Raw genomic sequence first — 3,281 nt, 5'->3', positions numbered from 1 at the left:
CTTATTCAATATAGCGAGTGCACAACTTCTTGTCAACTGTTTTCTCAAAAAATATTTTGGGACTTTTCCTAAACCACCCAAATCCTACTCCCCACAACCCTTTTAACCCACTAGAATTAACCCATCCGAAAATTTGAGGATTACTAAGCTCGTGATTTTTCAGTCAGTAATAGCTGTATTGCATAAATTCTGGGGCGATCGCGGTTGTTTAACTGCCCAGCCATATGACATTGAGAAGGGAGCAGGCACTAAAAACCCCCATACTTTTTTAAGAGCGTTAGGACCAGAACCTTGGGCTGTGGCTTATGTTGAACCTTGTCGTCGTCCTACTGATGGACGTTATGGTAAAAATCCCAATCGCTTTCAACACTATTATCAGTTCCAAGTTTTAATTAAGCCTTCCCCAGATAATATCCAAGAAATTTATCTCGATTCCCTCAGAGCTTTGGGGATTCGTCCAGAAGACCACGATATCCGGTTTGTTGAGGATAATTGGGAAGATGCGACGGTGGGTGCTTGGGGTACTGGGTGGGAAGTTTGGCTAGATGGAATGGAAGTTACTCAGTTTACTTACTTCCAGCAGTGTGGAGGAATTGATTGCCGTCCTGTTTCCATTGAAATTACATATGGTTTGGAACGACTGACGATGTACCTCCAACAAGTGGAAGCATTCACTAAGATTCGTTGGACAGACAATATTACTTATGGCGATGTTCACCTCCAAGGAGAGATTGAGCAATGTGTTTACAATTTTGAAGCCTCTAATCCTGAGATGCTGCTGACACTATTTAATATGTATGAGCAGGAAGCTCAACAATTAACCGAGCGAGGACTAGTGTTGCCTAGCCTAGATTATGTTATGAAGTGTTCGCACATGTTTAACTTGTTAGATGCAAGAGGTGTGATTTCGGTCACGGAGCGAACTCGCTACATAGCTAGGATTCGGTATTTGGCGCGAAGGGTAGCGCAACTTTATGTCGAACAACGGGAAAAATTGGGTTTTCCACTACTTAACAAGGCAATAATTTAATTAGTCTTAGCGACATACAATACAACAAACAATAAAAGATAATAAGTTTTTACCTGATCTTTTATTGTTTGTTCAGTTGAGGATGATGATGAGTTTTGAATAACTACAAATTGGGGACTATTTTCGGATAGCTGAGAGGATGTTTTAAAAGTCCCGTCAGGTATTATTTTGCCGTTTTGACTTGGGTTAAATACAAGGAAAAATTAAGGTTTAAACCCGTACGTACAGCCTTTGATGTGCTAATCGTGAGAGCAAAATATCCTCTTAAAGCATCCTCTAAGCACTAGTGCTATCTGTCGCGCGTTGCAAAGACAAAATTTGACACAAAAAAAAGACAGTGCGTAGTAGTCAATGTGCTACGGGAAGAATCCAAAAGCTAAGGTGGGAACTTTGGGAGAAAGTTAAAGCTATATAGCAGTCCTAAATGATTTATCAAATTCTCTGTTTCTTTTCTTAGCGCTCTTGGCTTCTCCTTCGGAGACGCCAAGAGCGAAGGCGGTTCGATAGTTTTCACAACTGAAATAGGATTGCTATATACCCGGAAAACTTGATTTTCATTGATGGAAATGGGTGTTTTACTTGGTTGAACACGAACTCATGTTCGAAGAAACAGCGGTCAAAGAGTCTATGATTTAAAACCATTTTATAAAGGTGCGAAAGTAACGGTTATTGCAGCAATAAGCTTAACAAAAGTTTTAGCTGTCATGACGATGAATGGCTCAATGGATGGAAATGCATTTGAAGTATTTATCCAAAAATGTTTACCCCTCAATTATGGGTGGGTGTGGTAGTTGTTATGGATAATGTGTCATCTGACAAAGTAGCTTCTATTGAATCATTGATTCAATCAAAAAGTGCCAGTGTTCTCAATATGTCACCGTATTTTCCTGATTTTAATCCGATTGAACTTTGGTGGTCGCAACGATTGCGCTTTTTGAATTATGATATTTGGTCGTTTCAGGTGCTTGGCCTAACCCTGATTTACTCCCATACAGAAGCGATCGCAGACTGCTAAACATGGCTGAAATACCAAAATTGCGTGTAGTACTTATGTACGATACGTAAGTACTAAAAACGTGCCACCACGCCGTACATAGGGGCAAACGTTCTGAGAAAGCCTCAGCTTGGGGCGGATGATTGGTAACCGTTACCTACGGTTCTTAGGGGAGGGAGATGCCGCGACGTATGCTCCGTTACCCGACCGAGCTTTTGATGTGTCACAAAGGGAACCAAGACCCAATAGCACGACCAAACAAGCAAGCAGATTTAGAGGGTGTTGGAATTATCTGCTGCTGCGGGAGAAATAGACCTAAAATATTTGGATGAATCTTTCTTTTTGTGTATGGATCAAACCTGGTTATACCTATTTAGTTTCTGACTTTTCCCGTTAAGTCTCTCTAGCAAGCTGCCAACCATCACAGAGGTCATGTAATTTTAACCAGCCCCGCCATAGTACCTGGATACCAATAGGGGTTTTATGTCGATGTTCTAAGTAACCCCCGCGCACGTGCGATCGCAACCAAGCGCCCAATTAACTGTTAATGTCTTAGGTAGTTTGGGTAATTTAGCTTTCACGGAGGCGAAGAGTCACGGGGATTGAGGAAAACAATTGCGTCGGCGGTTGGCTGGGTGCGGTGTAGATAAGTCAACTGCAACAGTTCAACAGCAATCACGCTCAAGAAACCAATTAAGGTCTTCATGCCATCAGCAGCGAGTCTGTATCGTTCTACCTGACATCCCGAAAGAGAAAATTTTGTGATATTCCTCCACACGCCAACGGTAAGAATACCAACGTAAAATTGTGGCAGCCATCTGTTCATCTGTTACCACTTCCGTAGTCAGCAGCATCCACTCTAATGCTGTTTGACCTTCTGGGCAATCAACCTCAGTGGCATAAATAGCATAAACCAGTAGAGGGTCACGGTTATCAAACCAGTATGGAGTACGGAGATAAACTGGACAAAATCGCACCACTAACGTAGCTTTACGGGCAGAACGCTTGCTTGTTTCACCGAAGAGCTAGTCCTAAGCTGACAATTTTATAGACAAAGTTCCACATATATTGACAAATATTGAGAAAAATCAAGATATTTTAGTTGAAAAAATCAAATACTTGATATATAATATCAAGATATTAAGTATTGAATAAGACTATTGCCGACGCGAAAACCAAGCTTTGATAGTGATAGTCTTTTTGAAAATCTTAAGCATTTTATTGATGGCGTTGGGCTACAGCGTTTAAGTCTACTGA

General features: G+C 41.2%; 2 protein-coding genes and 1 pseudogene. 2 read left to right on the top strand and 1 reads right to left on the bottom strand.

Annotation, left to right across the window (positions count from 1 at the left end; all coding sequences use genetic code 11):
• Nucleotides 1–151 precede the first annotated feature (151 nt).
• Nucleotides 152–1,030, top strand: coding sequence for a glycine--tRNA ligase subunit alpha (gene glyQ / locus OGM63_RS03745; RefSeq protein WP_263744165.1), 879 nt, complete (start codon nucleotides 152–154; stop codon nucleotides 1,028–1,030).
• Between the two features lie 757 nt (nucleotides 1,031–1,787).
• Nucleotides 1,788–2,045: a transposase gene (locus tag OGM63_RS03740; protein WP_263744164.1), complete on the top strand. Its 258-nt coding sequence runs from the start codon at nucleotides 1,788–1,790 to the stop codon at nucleotides 2,043–2,045.
• Nucleotides 2,046–2,417: 372 nt separating this feature from the next.
• Here the strand turns inward: OGM63_RS03740 and OGM63_RS03735 are convergent.
• A pseudogene (locus OGM63_RS03735) lies at nucleotides 2,418–3,040 on the bottom strand (hypothetical protein); the annotation flags it as partial.
• Between the last annotated feature and the right edge of the window lie 241 nt (nucleotides 3,041–3,281).

This window comes from Plectonema radiosum NIES-515, assembly GCF_025753815.1.
Classification (GTDB): Bacteria; Cyanobacteriota; Cyanobacteriia; order Cyanobacteriales; family Nostocaceae; genus Hassallia; species Hassallia radiosum_A.
Note: the sequence above shows the minus strand (reverse complement) of the source record. Positions and strands in the feature narration are given on the sequence as shown.